Here is a 20522-nt window from a genome sequence, read left to right on the forward strand (position 1 = left end):
CTGCGCATGCCTGTGTCGTCCATGAGCAGCCGGGCTGTTTCACTTCGCCAGTACCTGCGCGGTAACGCGCGCAGGTTGAGCGTTGTGCTTGCGCTCGCCCTGCCGGTGCCTGCGATAGCCGCCACAACTCCCTGTGAGTTGCCGGCCTGGCCACTGTGGCAAACCTATGCAACGCGCTTCGTCCAGGCCGACGGCCGGGTTCTGGAATCGAGCCTGGAGAACAATCACAGCACTTCTGAAGGGCAATCCTACGGCATGCTCTTCGCACTGATCGGCAACGATCAGCCACGCTTTGACAAACTCTGGCGCTGGACATCAGCCAACCTCGCAGGCTCCGCCACCGCCACTCGCCTGCCAGGCTGGTTATGGGGGCAAGGCACGGACGGTCAGTGGCGCCTGCAGGACGCCAATTCGGCTGCCGACGCCGACCTGTGGATCGCCTACGCTCTGCTCGAAGCCGCACGCCTGTGGCATCGGCCAGACTATCGCCAGGATGCCCTGCACCTGATGGCGACGATTGAAGCGCAATTGGTCGTCACGCTGCCCGGGCTGGGTCCGATGGTATTGCCTGGACCACAGGGCTTCGTCCTGCCGGATGCTCTCTGGCGCCTGAACCCCAGCTACCTGCCACTGCCACTGTTACGGCGGCTGGCCAAGGAAGCTCCCAACGGCCCCTGGCAAGCGATTGCCAACAACACCGCGACGATGATTGCCCAATCAAGCCACCACGGTTTTGTCGCTGACTGGGTCGGTTATCAAGGCACTTCAGCGCAATCGGGTGTCTTCGTCAGCGACCCGATCAACGGCGACACGGGCAGCTATGATGCCATTCGCGCGTACCTCTGGCTGGGCATGAGTGACACCTCCGAACCGCTGGCAGCGCTCCTGCTCAAACGGCTGGACGGCATGGCCCGCAGCACTGTCGCAACGGGCTCCCCCCCGGAAACAGTCCAGACTCTCCACGGCAGTGTTCAGGGTCAGAGCCCGTTCGGATTCTGGGCTGCACTGATTCCCTACCTTGAGGCCAAGGGGCATCCCCGGTTGGCCGATCAACAACGCCAGCGCGTGGAGCTCGCCTTGCAAGAGGCGCTGGCCAGGCCTGATACCGACGCCAGTCCGCCGCGTTACTACAACTTCATGCTTAGCCTGTTCGCGCTCGGCTGGGCAGATAAACATTACCGATTCCGGGAAGACGGAACGCTGAAACTCTCCTGGGAGACCGCATGCACGCGCACCACCGCACGCTAGCCATCGCCGTCATGAGCGCATGGACGGCTGCTGCACACGCTCAAAGTCCGACGCCACAGACGTTACTCGTCGAGCAAGGGCATTACTGGCAGTCGCACAACAACCCTCAACGCGCTACGGAAGTCTGGCAGAAAGTCCTGCTGCTGGACCCGGTCCAGGTTGACGCACTCTATGGCCTGGGCTTGATCGGCGTGCAACAGGGCAAGCCACAACAGGCGCAGCAATACCTCGCCCGCTTGCAAGCCATCCAGCCAACGCCTCGACAGGCCCTGCAATTGGCGCAGGACATCGGCGTGGCCCAACCGCAGAACCAGCAGCGCCTGGAAGAGGCTCGGCGCCTCGTCGATGCCGGTGAGCGTGACAAGGCGACCGCCGTGTTTCGCTCGCTGTTCGATGGCCGCCCACCTCAAGGTACGATCGGCCGCGAGTATTACAACAACCTTGCCTTCAATCAGGCTGACTGGGCTGAAGCACGCAGCGGATTCCAGCGCCTGCAACGTGAGATGCCCAACGACTCGATCGTCGCGCTGTTTTACGCCAAGCATCTGGTCCGTCGTGAAGACAGCCGTGCCGAGGGCATTCGTGCACTGGCCGCGCTGACCCAGCGTACCGACATTGCCGGTGATGCCGACGAAAGCTGGCGCCTGGCACTGACCTGGATCGGTCCGCCCAATCCGGCACAAGTACCGTTGTTCGAGGCGTACCTCAAGACGCATCCGGATGACGTGGAAATCCGCGCGCAGATGAACAAGGGCAAGCAACAGCCGGCAACGACGGCCACCAAGGAATGGCAACCGCCCGCCGAAGTCGCGCGCGGCCTGAAGGCGCTCAAAGCAGGCGACCAGGCCACCGCCGAACAGGCGTTTCAAGCACGCTTGAAAACCCAGCCCGATGACGCTGACGCGCTGGGCGGCCTTGGAGTTATTCGCCAGCAGCAACAGCGACTGGCCGAAGCGGAAAAGCTCCTGGGTCAGGCCACGCGACAACACAACGGCAGCCACTGGCAAGTGGCGCTGAACGAAGTGCGCTACTGGTCTGCGTTGCAGCAGGCCCGCGATGCCCAGGCCAAAGGCCAGACAGCCCAGGCACAGGCCTTGGTGAACCAGGCGCTGCGGCAGAATCCAAACGGGGCGGATGCTCTCCTCGCCCTGGCGGATATTCAGGCCAGCGCGGGCCAGTTCGATGACGCTCAGCGCAACTATCGGCAAGTTTTGAATCTGCGCCGCGACGACCCTCGAGCACAGGAAGGGTTGGTCAATGTGCTGCTCAAGAGCGGCAAGAACGATGAAGCCCTGCAACTGATCAACAGCCTGCCAGCCACCGGACAGGCAAAGACCGGCCAGTCCGCACGCCTGCAAGCCTTGCGCGCGACGCAACTGGCCGCCCTCGCCGAACAACGCAACGACCTGCCCGCTGCGCGCAACGCCTTGCAAGACGCGCTGCGCTACGAACCGGACAACATCTGGACACGTTTCGCCCTGGCCCGCCTGAACCTGGCAATGGGCGAACCGCAAAAGGCTCGGGACCTGATCAACACCATGCTCCAGGCCCACCCCGACAATGCCGATGCGCTTTACGTCAGCGCCTTGCTGTCGGTCCAGATGGGTGAGTGGAAAGCCGCCCAGGCAACCTTGGGACGCTTGCGCCCCGACCAACGCACCCCGGACACGGAAGCACTGGCCGCTGATGTCAGCCTCAACCTGCAACTCAGCCAGGCGATCGGGTTGGGCAAGCGCGGACAGCGTCAGGAAGCCCTGACCTTGCTCGATCGTATTCAGCCGATGACCAACAACAGTCCAGATCGCACGGCGAGCCTGGCCTCGGCCTATGTCGAGATCGGCGAGCCGACCCGGGCGCTGGCCCTCATGCGCGGCCAGTTGCAACACACCCCTGCGCCCTCGGCGGACTTCATCCTGCAATACGCCGCGGTCCTGCTTGAGTCCGGAGAAGACGCGCAGGTCAACGAGATTCTGCGCGACCTTCAGAACAAGCCCTTGAACGCACCGACTCGCAAGCGTTTCGACGACCTGCTCCATCGCTATCGCATCCGCCAGGCTGACCATCTACGCGAACAAGGCAATCTGGCCAGCGCTTATGACACGCTGGCGCCCGCGCTGGCGCAACGTCCCGGTGACAGCGCCGCCGTCGCGGCGCTGGCGCGAATGTATTCGGCCAACGGCGACACGGCAAAAGCCCTCGAACTCTACAAACCGTTGTTACAACGTCAGCCAAACGACCCACAACTGCTGTTGGGTGCCGCCGACGCGGCGGTGTTGGCACATGACACAGGCTTTGCCGAACAGGCGCTGCAACAGCTGCTCAAGACCGAATCCGGTAACCCTCAAACGCTGACCGAGGCCGCACGCCTCTACCAGAACATGGGCAAGACCGGCACGGCGACCGATCTGCTGCGCAAGGCAGTGGCCATCGAACAGAGCGAGAAACGCAGAAACCAGAGCGGCCAACTGGCCGGGTCGACGGTGGCACCCAACCCTTTTGCGGGGGTGTCGGGGCCACGTAGCGAGGTCAGTCGCGACACCTTGCTGGCAGCGATCCCGCCACCGGCTCAGGAAATGCCGGGCAGCGTGAGGTCTACCTCCCCTTTTGGCATCGACGCCCTGCCAAGGCCCCAGCAGGCGAGCAATCCATTCGAGTCGCAGCTGCCGCGCGCAGCACTGGTGAGTGAAGACATCAGCCCCGCACAACTGGCGCTGAATAAAATCCTTCAGGAGCGCAGTGCCTACGTCACCCCGGGCGTGAGCATTCGCAGCAACAACAGTGAGTCGGGGTTGAGCAAACTGACCGATATTGAAACGCCGCTGGAAATCAATATCCCGCTGGATGAAAGCCGCGTCGCCCTGCGCGTGACACCGGTCTCGCTGAACGCCGGCAGTGCCAGCGGCGAAGCACTGCAGCGCTTCGGTAGCGGTGCGCAGAGCGAAGGCGCCGGCTCGCAAAAAGCCGAGGGTGTCGGTCTTTCCGTCGCTATTCAACGGCCCGCGGATGGGCTCAAGGCCGATCTCGGCACCACCCCGCTCGGCTTCAAATACACCACCGCCACGGGCGGCATCAGCGTTGATCGCCCCATAAGCGACTCCTCCAATGTCCGCTACGGGGTGAGCGTTTCCCGGCGTCCGGTGACCGACAGCGTCACCTCGTTTGCCGGCACCACGGACAAACGCAGCGGGCAGTCCTGGGGCGGTGTGACCGCCAACGGCGGGCGCGGCCAGTTGAGCTATGACGACAGCGAAGTCGGCGCCTATGGCTACGCCTCCTGGCACCAGCTATTGGGCAACCATGTCGAATCCAACAGCCGCAGTGAACTGGGCAGCGGCATCTACTGGTACCTGCAAAATGCAACGGACAGCAAGCTGACCGTCGGCCTGAGCATGACCGGCATCAGCTACGCGAACAATCAGGACTATTTCACCTATGGCCACGGCGGCTATTTCAGTCCGCAGACGTTCTTCGCCCTGGGCGTACCGGTGACCTGGGCACAACGCACCGGGCGCTTGACGTATCAAGTCAAGGGCTCGGTCGGCGTGCAGCATTTCGAGCAAGACAGTGTCGACTATTTCCCGACCGACAAAGCCCAGCAGGCGGCCTCGGGCCTGCGTTATGCCGGGCAAAACAAAACCGGGATCGGCTACAGCGTCGCCGCGGCAGCTGAATACAAGGTCGCTTCGAACTTCCTGCTGGGCGCCAATCTGGGCCTGGACAACGCCCACGACTACCAACAATTCAGCGGTGCCCTGTCTTTGCGTTACCTGTTCGAGGACATCAGCGGCCCCATGAGCCTGCCGGTCAGCCCGTACACCTCGCCTTATTCCAACTGATCATTCTGGAGTTTTCGATGCCCACTTCTGCCCTTGCCGGTCTGACTCTCCTTGTTCTTGGGGAGAGTCATATGAGCCTCGCGGACCATTTGCTGGAGCCGCTGCACGACAACCTGACTCGCCAAGGCGCCCTGGTTCACTCCATCGGCGCCTGTGGCGCCAGCGCTGGCGACTGGCTGATCAGTAAAAAGGTCGACTGCGGTGCCGAGCGCAAAGGCAACGACAAGATGGTGATCAAGGGCCGTGACGCCACCACCACACCGATCCAGGACCTGATCGCCGCCGACAAGCCCGACCTGGTGGTACTGGTCATCGGCGACACCATGGCGTCCTACGACAAGCCCGTGTTTCCGAAGGCCTGGGCATGGCAAAGCGTCACCGGCCTGGCCAAGGCCATCGCGGCCACCGGGACCCGTTGCGCCTGGGTGGGCCCGGCCTGGGGCAAAGCCGGTGGCATGTACCAGAAGAATGATGCCCGCACCCAGTTGATGTCGCAGTTTTTAGCCGCGAACGTGGCGCCTTGCACCTACATCGATTCGCTGACGTTCTCCAAACCCGGGCAGTGGATCACCACCGATGGGCAGCACTTTACCGTCGCCGGTTATCAAGCCTGGGGCACTGCGATTGGTGGTGCGTTGGCCAAGTTGCCCGCCGACACCGTCAGCAGCACAGGAGCCGGCAAATGACTCGATCCGCATGTGGCTGGGCGCTGTTCGCGCCCTTGATGCTGAGCCTGCACGCCCAGGCCGCCGACATTGCCCTGTACCCGACGGGCCCGGATCAGGACTCGGCCTTCTTGCGCTTTATCAACGCCGCCGACCGCCCCTTGCAGCTGCTGGCCGAAGGCTCGCGGGCCAGCCTCAGGCTCGAGGGTTCGAATGCCGTGTCCGACTACCTGCCCGTGCCCGCCAACCAGCCGATCAAGGGCACCCTGGAACGCAACGGCAAAAGCCAGCCGCTGGACATCCAGGTGGCAGCAGGCGAATTCGCCAGTGTGATCGCTTTGCCAGACAGCGCTCAAGGTATCCGCCAGGTCGTCATCCGTGAGCAACCCGACGACTTCAATAGCCTGAGAGCCTCGCTGGCGTTTATCAGCGCCGATCCAGCGTGCACCCAGGCCGGTTTGCGTGCTGCGGGGAAAAACACCGACCTGTTCAAGGAGGTGGCCGACGGCAGCGTGCAACGCCGAGCGATCAACCCGGTCAGCCTGTCGGTTCAATTGGTCTGCGCCCAAACCAACGTCGGTGCGCCACTTGACCTCGGCCAGCTCAAGGCCGGCGAGCGCTACAGCGTTGTGCTGCTACCTGGTGCAAATGGCCCGCACCTGTTGCTCGCGACTGACGTCCTGGCCCACTGATCGGATCGCGCCACCACCATGGTTTTTGCCTCTCTCGAGTTTCTGACGTTGTTCCTGCCGCTGTTCTTGTGCAGCTATGCAGTGTGCCCAGCCGCCTGGCGCAACGTCACGTTACTGATCGGCAGCTGGCTATTCTATGGCTGGTTGAGCCCTCGGTTCCTCGCAGTGCATGTGGTGCTGACGATCACGGCGTGGGCCGGCGGCTTGCTGATTGACGCCTTGCGGGAAAAAGACAAGGGTCGCGTGCGGCTACTCGTGACACTGATCGTGCTCAACACAGCGGTGCTGTGCTGGTACAAGTACGCCAACATCGTCGCCGGTACGTTGATCGATGCCCTTGCCTGGTCTGGCGCCATGCCGCTGGACTGGCAGCGAGTCATCATGCCGGCCGGGCTATCGTTTATCGTCTTGCAGGCGATTTCCTATCTGGTGGATGTACACCGCCGTACCGTGCCGGCCGAACGCAGCTTCATTAATTACGCCACCTATATTTCGATGTTCGGCCATTCGGTCGCCGGTCCCATCATTCGCTATGACTGGGTTCGACGTGAGCTGAATCAGCGTCACTTCAACTGGCAGAATTTCTCGCTGGGCGCACGCCGGTTCATGGTCGGGATGAGCATGAAGGTCCTGGTGGCCGACACCCTGTCGCCGGTGGTCGATGTGGCGTTCAATGTGCAGAACCCAAGTTTCTCTGACGCCTGGATCGGCTGCCTAGCCTACTCCTTGCAACTGTTCTTCGACTTCGCCGGCTACAGCGCCATGGCCATTGGTCTTGGATTGATGCTGGGCTTCCACTTTCCCGAGAACTTCAACCGTCCCTATCTGGCCAACAGCATCCAGGACTTCTGGCGCCGCTGGCATTTGTCGCTGTCCAGCTGGCTGCGTGACTATCTTTATATTTCGCTGGGTGGCAATCGCAACGGCACCTGGAAAACGTATCGCAACCTGTTCCTGATCATGGCCATCGCCGGCCTCTGGCACGGTGGCGATAGCTGGAATTATCTGCTGTGGGGCAGCGCCCATGGCATTGCGTTGTGTGTGAATCGTGTCTGGAACAGCTCTACCCTGCCCCCGTTGCAGCCAGTGTTTTCCCATGGGCTGACCCTGCTGTTCGTCTGCCTGGCCTGGACACTGTTCCGCGCCCCCGACTTTCATAGCGCGCTGAGCCTGTATGCCGGACAGTTCGGCCTGCAAGGCATTGCTCTCGGTGACGAACTGTCCGCGACCCTACGCCCGGTACACGGCCTTGCGGGTTTGCTGGGGGTGTTCGGTGTCGTTGCACCGTTGTCGCACCCTTACTGTGAGAAACGACTGGGCGGCCTATTGCTCCACACCACCGCCCTTTGGCCCATCGCCGGCTTCATGCTGTCGTTCGCACTGATCGCCAGTCGCGAAACCGTACCCTTCCTGTACTTCCAATTCTGATGACAACCCTAAAGCCTCCCCCGCTCCCTACTCAGCCAGATGATTTGGCGATTCGCAGCAGTCGGTTGGCAGGCGTGGCGCTGCTGATATTCCTGTTCGTCGGACTGCTGTCCTCTGGCCGTCTGATCGTTTCAGGGCAGATCTCACTGTTACCCGGTGAAGTGCTGACCTCGCAGATTCTTGATGGCGATATCACTCATCGACTCGCCAAGGAACTGTCGAACGCTCACCTCCCCACGACCTTCGCCGAGCTGGAGCGCGGAGTCAGTTGGCTGCTCCTGAACGACACCGGGCCGAGGGTTCGCTCAGGCTGTCCTGGCTGGTTGTTTTTGGCCGATGAGCTCAAGCTCAATCATCAAGCGCAGCGCAATGCCGATGCCAAAGCCCAGGCCGTGATTGATCTGAAGCAGCAGCTCTCCCAGCGTGGTATCAGCCTGCTGGTGGTCATCGTTCCAGACAAGAGCCGCATCGCTTCCGAGCAGCGCTGCACACTGCACCGCCCAGCTGCTCTCGAAGGACGCATCCAGGCCTGGACCTCGAAGCTGGATGCGGGCGGCGTGTCGAATCTGGACCTCACCGCTGCACTGACGCCACTGGGGGCCAGTGCCTGGTTGCGCACCGATACGCACTGGAGCGAACCCGGCGCGAAGGCGGCGGCCGATGCCATTACACAGCGCCTGAAGACCCTGGGCATCAGCGCCGCGCCAAGCAGGTCGTTCAACGAGCGTCATGCCCCGCTCGCGGTTCGACCTGGGGATCTGGTCCATCTGGCGGGCATCGACTGGCTGCCGCTCAAATGGCAACCTGCACCCGACATGGTCGCCCAAACCAGCACCCACGAACTTCCCGTTGCGTCAGCCGCCAACCCTGACACTGAGGCAGACCTTTTTGGCGATGCCGACCTCCCCAACACCGCGCTCATCGGCACTTCGTTCTCACGCAACTCCAACTTCGCAGGGTTTCTGCAGCAGGCACTGGGCGCCCCCGTGGGTAACTTCGCCAAAGACGGTGGAGCGTTCTCTGGCGCTGCAAACAGCTACCTCAGCAACCCGGCTTCCAAAGAAACGCCGCCAAAGCAAATCATCTGGGAAATCCCGGAGCGGGACCTGCAATCGGCGTACGTCGACCCCATTGCCTATCGCTCTTTGCGGTAGGCCAATCACACCTGGCTGAAGGCAATCTTCGCCAGCTCGCCCCGTGTGTTCAGAGGCATTTCTCTCGATTGTTACCATCTTCGCAACAGTGTTTCTCCTTTCCGGCAAATGACAATTTGTCGCAGGGCTCGCTTTTTTTGATATCTTTGCGCAATTAACCAAATAGTTAACAACTATTTTCAGACTTGCCTTCACTGCTCTTAACCCTCCCCACAAACGTTCATGCGTCAGTAGGATCATGCAACATGACTAAGTCTCGACCTTCGGCATCCGTCAGCCGCTGGCCCATCTGGGTCGTCGCCTTCGGTGTGCTGGTATTTGGATTATTCTTCGCAACCGGTGGTGGCTACCTCGCCACGCTGGGTGGCAGCTGGTACTTCCTGCTCGCCGGTTTCGGTTTGATCGTCTCTGCCGTACTGCTCTTCAAGCAGCGTCTGCAAGGTGCCTGGCTGTTCGCGGCGGTGATGGTGCTGACCGTGATTTGGGCGCTGGCGGATGTCGGACTGAATTTCTGGCCACTGATCTCTCGCTTGTTCGCCCTGGGTGTGCTGAGCCTGTTGGTGGCATTGGTCTACCCCCATCTGCGCAAGGCCAATAGCCTGGCCAGCGGTCGCAGTGGCTACGCTCTGAGCGGTGTGCTGGCAGTCGCCATCGTTGCAGGTGGTGCCGGTATGTTCGTTCCCCATGCCCCTGTTTCGCCGACCGGTGACGGCCCAGGGCTGACCAAGGTCGAACCTGCCAAGGCCCAGAAAAACTGGGAACACTACGGTAACGACGAAGGTGGCGGCCGCTTCGCCGCTCTGGACCAGATCAACCGTAGCAACGTCTCGAAGCTGGTGCCGGCATGGACCTACAATACCGGGGACATCGCGATCAGCGACGGCAATGGCGCCGAAGATCAGATGACGCCGTTGCAGGTTGGCGACAAGGTGTTCATCTGCACCCCGCACAACAACCTCATCGCACTGGATGCCGATACCGGTAAACAGCTGTGGAAGAACGAGATCAACGCCAAGACCCGTGTTTGGCAACGTTGCCGCGGTATCGCCTACTTCGACGCTACCGCCGCGCTCGCCCAGCCTGCTGACGGCAGCGCACCTGCCAAGCCCGTGTCAGTACCGGCCGGCGCCAACTGCCAGCGCCGTCTGCTGACCAACACCATCGATGCGCGCCTGATTGCAGTGGACGCCGACACAGGAGCGTTCTGCCAGGGCTTCGGTAACAACGGCCAGGTTGATCTGAAAGCAGGTCTTGGCGACGTCCCTGATTCCTATTACCAGCTGTCATCGGCACCGCTGATGGCCGGGACCACCGTGGTCGTCGGCGGCCGTGTCGCCGACAACGTCCAGACCGACATGCCAGGTGGCGTGATCCGTGGTTTCGACGTCGTCACCGGCGAGATGCGCTGGGCATTCGACCCGGGCAACCCCGAAGACAAACAGGCTCCGGTGGCCGGTAGCACCTACGTGCGCAGCACGCCCAACAGTTGGGCACCGATGTCCTACGACCCGGCGATGAACACTGTGTTCTTGCCGATGGGCAGTTCGTCCACCGACATCTACGGCGTGGAGCGTACGGCACTGAACCACAAGTATGGTGCTTCCGTTCTTGCACTGAACGCAACAACCGGCGAAGAAAAGTGGGTCTACCAAACCGTCCACAACGACCTGTGGGACTTCGACCTGCCCATGCAGCCAAGCCTGATCGACTTCACCAAAGCCGAAGGCAGCAAGGTGCCCGCCGTAGTGATCGGCACCAAAGCCGGCCAGATCTTCGTGCTTGACCGCGCCACCGGCAAGCCGCTGACCAAGGTTGAAGAGGTTCCGGTCAAAACCTCGAACATCCCGAACGAACCTTACTCGCTGACTCAGCCGAAATCGGTGGGCATGCCAGCGATCGGCGCGCAAACCCTGACCGAGTCGGACATGTGGGGGGCAACGCCGTTCGATCAACTGCTCTGCCGTATCTCGTTCAAGAAAATGCGTTACGACGGGCTGTACACCGCACCAGGCACCGATATCTCGCTGAGCTTCCCGGGCTCGCTGGGAGGGATGAACTGGGGCGGTATCTCGACTGACCCGGTACACGGCTTTATCTTCGTCAACGACATGCGTCTGGGCCTGTGGATCCAGATGATTGCGGCGCAGAAAGATGCCAAGGCCTCTTCCGGTGGTGAAGCACTGAACACCGGCATGGGCGCGGTACCGCTCAAAGGCACCCCGTATGCAGTGAACAAGAACCGCTTCCTGTCGGTTGCCGGCATCCCTTGCCAGGCACCGCCTTTTGGCACACTGACCGCGATCGACATGAAAACCCAGAAAGTTGCGTGGCAAGTGCCGGTCGGCACCGTCCAGGACACTGGCCCGTTGGGTATCAAGATGCATCTGCCGTTGCCGATCGGCATGCCGACGCTGGGTGGTACGCTCTCCACCCAGGGCGGCCTGGTGTTCATCGCCGGTACACAGGACTACTACCTGCGCGCCTTCAACTCCGCCAACGGACAAGAGGCCTGGAAAGCCCGGCTACCCGTGGGCAGCCAGGGTGGCCCGATGACGTATGTGTCACCGAAAACAGGCAAGCAGTACATTGTCATCACCGCGGGTGGTGCGCGTCAGTCACCCGATCGCGGCGATTATGTGATCGCTTACGCGCTGCCTGATAGCAAGTAACCCGTAACAACAAAAAGCCGCTGCCGCCCTGTGAGGGTGGCAGCGGCTTTTTGTTGTCTGCACGCTTGGCCCGCTGAACTCGCTGGCTCGGCGCGAAGCGGGTTTTAAAAATCGAAGAACACCGTTTCACCCTCCCCCTGAATACGTATGTCGAAACGATAAGCCGCCTTGCCATCCACCTCGCAACGCTGCGCTATCAGCGTTTCGCGACGCTGCGGTTGCTCGATCAGATTAAGCACCGGGCACGTCGCGTTGGCTTGTGGCTCATCGGCAAAGTACAGCCGGGTTTGCAGGTGAATATTGATCCCGCGGGCAAACAGCGACACATTGATGTGCGGCGCCATCGGCACCCCGGCGGCATTGTTCACCACGCCCGGCTTGATGGTATTGAGTGTCCACTCCCCCGCATCGAAGGTGGTGGCGGTTCGGCCGAAACTGTTGAAGGTTTTTTCCGAGTCGAAGACCGGGTCGTAGACACCTTCATGATTGGCCTGCCAAAACTCCAGAAACGAGTCTCGTACCAGGTGACCGTTGCCGTCATAGACATGACCAATCAGCAGAATCTGTTCGCCCTCGGCACCCGGCTTGGCCATCTGATTCCAGATTTCCTCCGGCCGTGTCGGGTTGCCGGCAGCCGCCAGGGCCAGACCGATATGCACGTAGGGGCCGGCCGTTTGCGAAGGGGTTTCGGGTAGCAGTTCGATAGGCATGGACGGACTCCTCAGCAGTTTTCGAAGTGGGTCTTGCGCTGGCCGCGCAGCACGATGTCGAAACGATAGGCCAGGCAATCCATCGGATTGGCATTACCCATGTCGAGCCGGGCGATCAGGCTCTGTACCGCCTCTGGATTGGCGATCGACTTGACGATCGGGCACATCGGGATCAGCGGATCGCCTTCGAAATACAGCTGGGTGATCAGGCGCGTGGCGATCGATGGCCCGCTGATGGAGAAATGGATGTGCGCCGGGCGCCAGTCATTCGGACCGTTGCGCCAAGGATACGGACCGGGTTTCACGGTGCGGAAGCTGTAGTAGCCGTCACGGTCGGTCAGAGCCCGGCCGACACCGCCGAAATTCGGGTCCAGTGGTGCCAGGTAGCGATCATTCTTGTGCCGGTAGCGACCACCGGCGTTGGCCTGCCACATCTCCACCAGGGTATGCGGGATGGGCTTGCCATATTGATCACAGACCCGGCCGGAAACGATGATCCTCTCGCCGACCGGCAGCCCACCATTATTGAAGTTGAGTAGCAGGTCGTTATCGAACCGCCCCATCTTCAGGTGAGAGAAATCCGGACCGCTGGTTTCGCTGGCCGACTGGGGGATGCTCACCAAGGCTTGGCGTGGAGAACGGGCGACAGAGGTTTTGTAATCAGGGGTCAGGGCTTTTGGGTGCCAATTACGGTCACGAATAACGAAACGACTGCTGTCTGCATCAGACATGTCGATCTCCTGTTGTTTGATTTATGGAGCACTACCTGCGCAGTTTCAAACAACAGAAGGCTGGGGAATATTGAAAAGCCACCCTCAACACATAACCAAATGGTTATGGATAAGACCCTTCGCGATACGCCTGCCCTACCTCGCGCAGCACCTCGACGCACCACTGGGCCGCCAGTGACAACGGCAAGCTGGCGTTACTGGAAATCCCCACCGAACCACCCGGTTCGCGCTGCCCCAGGTTGATCTCAAGCAGTTCGCCGCTTGCCAGATCCAGGCGCACGGCATCCAGAGGCGCGATCCAGATCGCCTCGCTGGACAACACATAACGACGGCTCAGGGTCACGGACAAGGTTTCCAGACGCTGCCGCGACTGGCTGATGCCGCATTGCACGAACAGGCTATCGGCATATTTGCGAATCGTCGTTCCTGCCAGCGGCAGCACCAGCGGGAAATCTTCCAGGGCGCTACGCTCCAGTGGCTCGGCCAGCAAGGGATGATCGGGACGCACCACCAGTGTCATGGATTCACTGTACAGATGCTCGAAGGTCAGCCCCTGAATCTCCGGGCTATCGGTCATACGGCCGACCACCAGGTCCACGTCGCCCACCCGCAACTGCGACAACAAATAGGCGCTTGGCCCGGTCACCACACTCACCACCAGCGCCGAATGGCGCTCGTGCAAGCGCCGTACAACCTCAGGCACCAGCAAACTTTCCACTGTCGACAACACGCCGAGTCGAACCGTGCCTGCCGCATATTCGCCACCGCGCAAGGTGTTCACCCCATCGCGCAGCGCCTGCACCGAAGGCCCGGCATAACGCAAAAAGGCAACCCCGGCTTCGGTCAGGTTCACACCACTTTTACTGCGTATAAACAGACTTGCCGCCAGCAGCTCCTCCAGCTCCTTGAGCGTCTTCGACATCGCTGGCTGACTCACCGCCAACACATCCGCCGCCCGCGCCAGACTGCCCTGACGAGCCATTTCGAGAAAGCACACGAGGTGACGGAATTTGATGCGGGTGTCGATGTTCACTACTGAGCCCCGTGAGGTTGCCTCATTGGTATCGAAACGTTTGCAGGCGATCTTAGCGCGCGTTCAACTTCCTGGTGATCGGATGGTGGCAATGGACTTTTTTGACTTGCTCCGAGGGGATGTCAAATACAGGACATTGCGTCAATCAGGGCTTGATGTTCTTCAATTTATTGAGCAGTTCCAGCAACTGCTCAAGCGATTCCGCGCCGAACTGCTCCTGAATCTTCAAGTAGTTGCTTTCCATTCCCGCACTCATGTCGACGAAACACTGCTGCCCTTGTTCGGTCAGGGCGATGAATACCCGGCGCTGATCTTCGGACGACTTCCTGCGCCGGACGATACCGTCGCGCTCCAGCCGAGACAGCACGCCGGTCATGCTCGGTTTGAGGATGCACGCCAGATTGGCCAGTTGATGGCTTTCCAGTTCGCCGTGCTGACGCAAGATACGGATCACCCGCCATTGCTGCTCAGTCAGATCATGTTCGTTGAGCAACGGCCGGAAAAATGCCATGGCTGCTTCGCGGGCCTGCAACAAGGTGAGCGTAAGGGACGGTCTGGGGGTCGGCATGGTTCACGCAGTAAAAGAGGTCGAAGCTTCGAAGCTTAGAGTCGCTATCGTACGCATGCAACACGGCAGCGCTGACCCGCTGTGAAAAGTGCAATCGGTTCCCTGTAAAAGCCATTTTTCCGAGTGCCGGCGGCGGCCATGATTGCTTCACGAACAGCCGACGACTATTGAGAAGAATATGGCTGCCTCACCGCAAACCCGATTGTCGCAGGCGATATTCCCCTGGAGTCATCTGCGCATAACGCTGAAAGAACCGACTGAAATAGGCCGGGTCCTTGAAGCCCAGCTGGTAGCAGATTTCATTGGCCGAACTGCCAGTAAACAGCAACAGGCGCTTGGCCTCCTGCATCATTCGCTCGAGGATCAGCCGCTTCGATGGCAAATCGGCAATCCGCCGACACACGTCGTTGAGCCGTGCCTCGGTAACGCCAATACCGTCGGCATAGCGCGACAGTGGCCAGTGCTGCAGGTAGTGATCTTCGATCAACTCGTTGAAGCGGTGGAAGATCCGCAAGTCTTCATGGCGTGCCGGGCGGGCCTCCAGGGAATTGGCGCACAGCCTGAGCAGGCTGATCACGATCAATCGCGTCAGGCTCTCCAAGGCCGCCCCCCGCCCTGGCTTGTCGCCGTTGATCTCGTTGCACAGTTCCTCGAACAGAAACTCCAGTCTCCTGACCTCGGGCTGGAACTGTGGTGCCAGCCCCGCCAATGCCACGCAAGCCGCTGGCAACTGCGAGCCCGGCGCCAGACTCGGATCGGCATCGATCAACTGCCAGACCAGTTGCTGGCGCACCGTCAACACATGCCCGTCGGCGTCCGCTTCGGTGACGAAGGAATGGGCCACCGTCGGTGGCGTGAGGAAAAACATCGGTCCCGACTCAAGGTATTGCTGGTCATCCAGATAGACCCGCACCGCACCGCTCTTCACGTAATGCACCTGGAAGAACCGGTCGTGTCGGTGCACGGGCATATTGCGGCCGAAGAACTCAGCCAGATTGCCGAGTTTGTCGTAGTGCACTTCGGCATCGCTGTAACGCTGGTCGTAGACCTGACCGATGTTGATATTGGGGATCGGCTGACGATCGATCATCGCTCGGTTCTCTTTCTTGTTTGCGTGTTGGCAGTGCAAGGACTTTCATCCTGCGCCGGTTTGCGGCGGCTAACCACTGCCAGCGTATTTTGCCACGCTTGACGATTGTTAACATATTAATTATAACGTTAACAGGTTAACGAATATTTCGCGAAGCAGTCACTGCTCCGCCACTGCCAGGAGAAAAGCATGAGCCGTGCCCTGCATGATGTTGCGAACGGCACCCTGTTCGGCGTTGCGCTGAACTATCAAGGGTTGCTGAACCAACGTATCGCCGAATTCGGGCAAGCGCCTTACCAGAAACCGCCGGTTAAACCGGTGCTGTTCATCAAGACGCCCAACACCCGCAATGGCCATGACCGCGCGGTGATTCATCCGCAAGGTGAACGCCTGCAACCGGGCCCTGCACTGGGTGTGGTGATCGGTAAAAGCGCCAGCCGGGTCAGCATCGAGAATGCGCTGGAACATGTGGCCGGCTACACCATCGTCAACGAGTTCAGCCTGCCGGAAGACAGCTACTACCGCCCGGCGGTGAAAGCCAAGTGTCGTGACGGCTTCTGCTCGCTGGGCCCGGAATTGGTGGACCGTGACCAGCTCGCCGATCCGCATCAGTTGAGTCTGAAACTGTTCGTCAATGGTGAACTACGCCAGGAAAACTCCACGGCCAACTTTGTCCGCAGCATTCCCCAGTTGATCGCCGAAATCAGCGAATTCATGACCCTCCACGAAGGCGATGTGCTGATCACCGGCACCCCTGAAGGCCGTGTCGATGTCCAGCCTGGTGACACCGTCGCAGTCGAAATCAGCGGCCTGCGCCGCCTCGTCAACCACATCGTGGCCGAGTAACAGGAGCTTCCATGAAACACGCCCGTATCCGCTTTGAAGGTGAAGTCCACTTCGTCCATGTCGAAAAGCACAACGCCGTGCGCCTGGCCGACGGCCGCCTGCTGGCCGAAGATCAAGTGCAATGGCTGCCACCGGCCACCGGCAGTATGTTCGCCCTGGGCCTGAACTACGCCGACCACGCCGCCGAGCTGGCCTTCAAGCCGCCCACCGAGCCCCTGGCGTTCATCAAGTCCCCGGGCACCTACACCGGCCATAACCAGACTACATGGCGCCCGGACAACGTCGCCTACATGCACTACGAGTGCGAACTGGTGGCCGTCATCGGCAAGCCGGCGCGCAACGTCAAGCGCGCAGACGCCCTCGACTACCTGGCCGGCTACACGGTGTGCAACGACTACGCGATCCGTGACTACCTGGAAAATTACTACCGACCCAACCTGCGGGTGAAGAACCGCGATGCCACGACCCCGGTCGGTCCGTGGATCGTCGACGTCGCCGACGTGCCGGACCCGAGCAACCTGAAACTGCGCACCTGGATCAACGGTGAGTTGCGCCAGGAAGGCTCGACCTCCGACATGATTTTCGACATCCCTTACCTGATCGAATACCTGTCCAGCTTCATGACCCTGCAACCCGGCGACATGATCGCCACGGGCACGCCGGAGGGTCTGGCCGATGTGGTGCCGGGCGATGAAGTCATCGTGGAAGTCGAAGGCGTCGGCCGCCTGGTCAATCGAATTGTCAGTGAAGCGGAATTTTTCTCCGCCCGTAAAGAGGATTGAGCAGCATGATCAAACACTGGATCAACGGCCGTGAGGTCGAAAGCAAAGACGTTTTCGTCAACTACAACCCGGCCACCGGCGAAGCCATCGGTGAAGTCGCCAGCGGCGGCGCCGAAGAAGTCGCTCAGGCCGTAGCCGCGGCCAAGGAAGCCTTCCCCAAGTGGGCTAATACGCCAGCCAAGGAACGTGCCCGACTGATGCGCAAGCTCGGTGAGCTGATCGAGCAGAATGTCCCGCGTCTGGCCGAACTGGAAACGCTGGACACGGGCCTTCCGATCCATCAGACCAAAAATGTGTTGATCCCCCGCGCTTCGCACAACTTCGATTTCTTCGCCGAAGTCTGCACCCGCATGGACGGTCACTCTTACCCCGTCGACGACCAGATGCTCAACTACACCCTGTATCAGCCGGTGGGTGTTTGCGGTCTGGTGTCACCGTGGAACGTGCCGTTCATGACAGCCACCTGGAAAACCGCGCCGTGCCTGGCACTGGGCAATACTGCAGTGCTGAAGATGTCCGAGCTCTCCCCACTGACGGCCAACGAACTCGGTCGTCTGGCTGTTGAGGCCGGCATTCCCAATGGCGTGCTCAACGTCATCCAGGGTTACGGCGCCACCGCCGGTGACGCGCTGGTTCGGCACCCAGATGTACGTGCGATTTCCTTCACTGGCGGCACCGCCACCGGCAAGAAAATCATGCAGACCGCGGGCCTGAAAAAGTACTCCATGGAGCTCGGCGGCAAATCGCCGGTGCTGATTTTTGAAGATGCGGATCTGGAACGCGCCCTCGACGCGGCACTGTTCACCATCTTCTCGCTGAACGGCGAACGCTGCACCGCTGGTAGCCGGATCTTCATTCAGGAAAGCGTTTACCCTCAGTTCGTCGCCGAGTTTGCCGCCCGCGCCAAACGCCTGATCGTCGGCGATCCACAGGACCCGAAGACTCAGGTCGGTTCGATGATCACTCAGGCCCACTACGACAAGGTCACGGGCTACATCAAGATCGGCATCGAGGAAGGCGCCACCCTCCTCGCCGGTGGTCTGGAACGTCCGGCCAACTTGCCGGCGCACCTGAGTAAAGGCCAGTTCATTCAGCCGACGGTGTTCGCCGACGTGAACAACAAGATGCGTATCGCCCAGGAAGAGATCTTCGGTCCGGTGGTGTGCCTGATTCCGTTCAAGGACGAAGCCGAGGCCCTGCAACTGGCCAACGATACCGAGTATGGCCTGGCGTCCTACATCTGGACCCAGGACATCGGCAAGGCCCATCGCCTGGCCTACGGCATCGAAGCCGGTATGGTGTTCATCAACAGCCAGAACGTGCGAGACCTGCGTCAGCCGTTCGGTGGTGTGAAAGGTTCCGGTACCGGACGCGAAGGCGGCCAGTACAGCTTCGAGGTGTTCGCCGAAATCAAGAACATCTGCATTTCCATGGGCAGTCATCACATCCCGCGTTGGGGTCTCTGAACAGCCGATGGTCGCTGCTGAAGGCAGCGATGGGCCGCGCATCGGCTCATCGCAGGCTTCACCGGCCGCCAGATTGAATCGAATAACAACAATTTCAGGAGAATCATCATGGGCGAAGTCGTCCTGGCCGCGAAAATCTGCCATGTACCCTCGATGTACCTGTCGGAACTGCCCGGCAAGCATCACGGTTGTCGCGAGGCGGCAATTGCCGGACACAAGGAAATCGGCCGTCGCGCCCGCGAGCTCGGTGCCGATACCGCCGTGGTGTTCGACGTGCACTGGTTGGTCAACAGCGGCTATCACGTCAACTGCGGCGAGCATTTCAAGGGCATCTACACCAGCAACGAACTGCCGCACTTCATCAAGAACATGGAGTACGAGTACCCGGGTTGCCCAGCGTTGGGCGAGCTGATCGCCACCGAGGCCAATCAGGCCGGGGTGCGCACCATGGCCCACAACATCCCGAGCCTGGAGTTGGAATACGGCACTCTGGTACCTATGCGCTACATGCACATGGGCGTCCCGGACGAGCAGAAGTTTGACGTGATCTCCATCGCCGCGTGGTGCGCCTGGCATCGCCTGGAAGACAGCTTCGCCTTCGGCGCCGCCGTGCGCCGGGCCATCGAGAAGAGCGACCGCAAGGTGCTGGTACTGGCCTCCGGCTCGCTGTCCCACCGTTTCTCCGACGACCGCGAAGCCGAAGCCAACATCCACAACTGGACCCGCGAATTCGACAAGCAAGTGGACCTGCACGTGGTCGAGATGTGGAAGCAAGGCCGCTTCAAGGAGTTCTGCGCGATGCTCCCGGACTACGCCGAGCATTGCTTCGGCGAAGGCAAGATGCACGACACCGCGATGCTCCTTGGACTGCTGGGCGGGCCTGAATACAACAAGCCAGCCGAGATCATCACCCCGCCGTTCGGCAGTTCCGGCACCGGCCAGATCAACGCCATTTTCCCTCTCTGAGGTACCAGACAGGAACTGGCGTAGCAGCTGTCGAGCGGAGCGAGGCGGCGTCCGAGGACGTAGTCCTCGTAAAACCGGTGCTCTCGATTTACCTGAAACACAGAGGTGTATGGGGTTACGACTGCTTCGCAGCCGGACGCTGCCTCGCTCCGCTCGACAGCTGCTACGCGATGCGAAACATCAACGTTACGGGAGACTCACATGCCTCATTTCATTGCTGAATACACCGACAACATCGAACAACAAGCCGACTTGCCCAGCCTGTTCGAAAAAGTCCACGCCTCCCTCGGCGACAGCGGCGTGTTCCCCCTGGGCGGCATCCGCAGTCGCGGCGTGCGCCTGGATACCTGGCGCATGGCTGATGGCAAGCACGATTACGCCTTCGTCCATATGACCCTCAAGGTCGGTCACGGGCGGGATCTGCCGACCCGCCAGTCCGTCGCCGAAACGCTGTTCAAAGTGATCACCGAGCACTTCGCCGAGCTGCAGTCGCAACGCTTGCTGGCGCTGTCGTTCGAGATGATCGAACTGCACCCGGAACTGAACTTCAAGCAGAACAACGTCCATGCCTTCTTGAAGAACCAGGCGGGCTGATTCACGCCCTCCTTCCGCCAACGGCCACTCACACAAAAAGTACA

General features: G+C 60.7%; 17 protein-coding genes. 12 read left to right on the plus strand and 5 right to left on the minus strand.

The annotated features are described in order from the left end of the window. The first annotated feature begins 6 nt into the window (after nt 1-6). From bcsZ to PSH69_RS16875, 7 genes are all read left to right on the plus strand, one after another. Nucleotides 7-1248 (plus strand): cellulose synthase complex periplasmic endoglucanase BcsZ, encoded by a 1242-nt coding sequence (gene bcsZ / locus PSH69_RS16845; protein ID WP_305409153.1) that lies wholly within the window; start codon nt 7-9, stop codon nt 1246-1248. Next, nucleotides 1224-5084: a cellulose biosynthesis protein BcsC gene (locus PSH69_RS16850; protein WP_305409154.1), complete on the plus strand. Its 3861-nt coding sequence runs from the start codon at nt 1224-1226 to the stop codon at nt 5082-5084. The genes bcsZ and PSH69_RS16850 overlap by 25 nt, the downstream gene beginning before the upstream one ends. Before the next feature lie 17 nt (nt 5085-5101). Then, the gene (locus PSH69_RS16855; protein ID WP_026286561.1) at nt 5102-5770 is read left to right on the plus strand and encodes an SGNH/GDSL hydrolase family protein; all 669 of its coding nucleotides are present in this window, start codon (nt 5102-5104) and stop codon (nt 5768-5770) included. Next, nucleotides 5767-6441, plus strand: a complete 675-nt coding sequence (locus PSH69_RS16860) for an alginate O-acetyltransferase AlgF (protein WP_064617413.1) — start codon at nt 5767-5769, stop codon at nt 6439-6441. Before PSH69_RS16855 ends, PSH69_RS16860 begins: the two co-directional genes overlap by 4 nt. An 18-nt stretch (nt 6442-6459) precedes the next feature. Next, nucleotides 6460-7869: an MBOAT family protein gene (locus PSH69_RS16865; protein WP_305409155.1), complete on the plus strand. Its 1410-nt coding sequence runs from the start codon at nt 6460-6462 to the stop codon at nt 7867-7869. Continuing rightward, nucleotides 7869-9023: a cell division protein FtsQ gene (locus PSH69_RS16870; RefSeq protein WP_305409156.1), complete on the plus strand. Its 1155-nt coding sequence runs from the start codon at nt 7869-7871 to the stop codon at nt 9021-9023. The genes PSH69_RS16865 and PSH69_RS16870 overlap by 1 nt, the downstream gene beginning before the upstream one ends. Nucleotides 9024-9268: 245 nt before the next feature. Continuing rightward, the gene (locus PSH69_RS16875; RefSeq protein ID WP_305409157.1) at nt 9269-11692 is read left to right on the plus strand and encodes a glucose/quinate/shikimate family membrane-bound PQQ-dependent dehydrogenase; all 2424 of its coding nucleotides are present in this window, start codon (nt 9269-9271) and stop codon (nt 11690-11692) included. A gap of 104 nt (nt 11693-11796) precedes the next feature. Here PSH69_RS16875 and pcaG read toward each other — a convergent pair whose 3' ends face one another. The 5 genes from pcaG to hpaA form a co-directional block, all read right to left on the minus strand. Then, nucleotides 11797-12402, minus strand: coding sequence for a protocatechuate 3,4-dioxygenase subunit alpha (gene pcaG, locus PSH69_RS16880; protein ID WP_305409158.1), 606 nt, complete (start codon nt 12400-12402; stop codon nt 11797-11799). An 11-nt stretch (nt 12403-12413) separates the two neighbouring features. Next, a complete protein-coding gene (pcaH, locus tag PSH69_RS16885; protein WP_018927930.1) occupies nt 12414-13133 on the minus strand; it encodes a protocatechuate 3,4-dioxygenase subunit beta in 720 nt (239 codons plus the stop codon). 103 nt (nt 13134-13236) lie between these two features. Beyond that, on the minus strand, nt 13237-14115 hold the full coding sequence (gene pcaQ / locus PSH69_RS16890; RefSeq protein WP_225602758.1) for a pca operon transcription factor PcaQ: 879 nt from the start codon (nt 14113-14115) through the stop codon (nt 13237-13239). Nucleotides 14116-14311: 196 nt separating this feature from the next. After that, nucleotides 14312-14734 (minus strand): homoprotocatechuate degradation operon regulator HpaR, encoded by a 423-nt coding sequence (hpaR, locus tag PSH69_RS16895; protein WP_026286558.1) that lies wholly within the window; start codon nt 14732-14734, stop codon nt 14312-14314. Nucleotides 14735-14921: 187 nt separating this feature from the next. After that, nucleotides 14922-15824, minus strand: coding sequence for a 4-hydroxyphenylacetate catabolism regulatory protein HpaA (gene hpaA, locus PSH69_RS16900; RefSeq protein WP_305409159.1), 903 nt, complete (start codon nt 15822-15824; stop codon nt 14922-14924). 189 nt (nt 15825-16013) lie between these two features. Between hpaA and PSH69_RS16905 the strand changes: the two genes are divergently transcribed. From PSH69_RS16905 to PSH69_RS16925, 5 genes are all read left to right on the plus strand, one after another. After that, nucleotides 16014-16670 (plus strand): fumarylacetoacetate hydrolase family protein, encoded by a 657-nt coding sequence (locus PSH69_RS16905; RefSeq protein ID WP_305409160.1) that lies wholly within the window; start codon nt 16014-16016, stop codon nt 16668-16670. Between the two features lie 11 nt (nt 16671-16681). Next, the gene (locus tag PSH69_RS16910) at nt 16682-17452 is read left to right on the plus strand and encodes a fumarylacetoacetate hydrolase family protein (RefSeq protein WP_305409161.1); all 771 of its coding nucleotides are present in this window, start codon (nt 16682-16684) and stop codon (nt 17450-17452) included. A gap of 5 nt (nt 17453-17457) precedes the next feature. Next, nucleotides 17458-18918 carry a 5-carboxymethyl-2-hydroxymuconate semialdehyde dehydrogenase gene (gene hpaE / locus PSH69_RS16915; RefSeq protein ID WP_258613933.1) on the plus strand — a complete coding sequence of 487 codons (1461 nt, stop codon included), beginning with the start codon at nt 17458-17460 and terminating at the stop codon, nt 18916-18918. Between the two features lie 108 nt (nt 18919-19026). Further along, entirely contained in the window at nt 19027-19884 is an 858-nt protein-coding gene (hpaD, locus tag PSH69_RS16920; RefSeq protein ID WP_305409162.1) for a 3,4-dihydroxyphenylacetate 2,3-dioxygenase, read from the plus strand. A gap of 201 nt (nt 19885-20085) precedes the next feature. Next, nucleotides 20086-20478, plus strand: a complete 393-nt coding sequence (locus PSH69_RS16925; protein ID WP_305409163.1) for a 5-carboxymethyl-2-hydroxymuconate isomerase — start codon at nt 20086-20088, stop codon at nt 20476-20478. The last annotated feature ends 44 nt before the right edge of the window (nt 20479-20522 follow it).

The sequence above is a fragment of the Pseudomonas sp. FP1740 genome (assembly GCF_030687165.1).
Taxonomy (GTDB): domain Bacteria; phylum Pseudomonadota; class Gammaproteobacteria; order Pseudomonadales; family Pseudomonadaceae; genus Aquipseudomonas.